We start from the raw sequence: 672 nt of genomic DNA, 5'->3' as shown, positions 1-672 counted from the left end.
GGCAGCGGCGGAACGAGGGGGGAGGACCGGTGGACTCGTACCCCGCGGTGGAGGACCACGGCCTGACCGGCGACCTGCAGACGGCGGCGCTCATCACGAAGGACGGCATGCTGGACTGGTTCTGCGCGCCCCGCTTCGACTCGCCGAGCGTCTTCGGCGGCCTGCTCGACCGGCGTCGCGGCGGCTACTTCCAGGTCACGCCGGACGGTGTCGCCTACACCAGCAAACAGCTCTACCTCCCCGGGACACCGATCCTCATCACCCGCTTCCTCAGCGCCGACGGAGTGGGCGAACTGGTGGACTTCATGCCGGTCGCGGGGGACCGGGCCACCGACCATCACCGTCTGGTCCGGATGCTGCGGGTCGTGCGCGGCACCATGCGGTTCCGGGTGGACTGCCGCCCGGGATTCAACTACGGGCGGGACCGGCACGAGCTGGAGGTGCACCCGAACGGCACGGTCTTCCGCGGCCCCGGGCTCTCCCTCACCCTGAACCCGGTCCGCTACGCCGACCGGCTCGCCGAGACGCACGAGCGCCGGGAGACCGAGGAGGGCGTCTGCGTCGTCGTCACCCTGCGCGAGGGCGAGGCCGGCGGCGTCGTCCTGGAGACGCAGTCCCCGCAGCCGCCCCGTACCTATTCGCCGGAGGAGACACGCGACCTGCTCGAACAGA

1 protein-coding gene is annotated in these 672 nt (G+C 71.6%); it reads left to right on the top strand.

Translation table 11 applies throughout. From position 1 onward, the window contains the following. Positions 1-29: 29 nt before the first annotated feature. Positions 30-672, top strand: a 643-nt coding sequence (locus tag F8274_RS30745) for a trehalase-like domain-containing protein (protein WP_225854060.1), incomplete at its 3' end; no start/stop codon positions are given.

This window comes from Micromonospora sp. AMSO31t, from assembly GCF_008868175.1.
Lineage (GTDB): Bacteria > Actinomycetota > Actinomycetes > Mycobacteriales > Micromonosporaceae > Micromonospora.
Note: the sequence above shows the minus strand (reverse complement) of the source record. Positions and strands in the feature narration are given on the sequence as shown.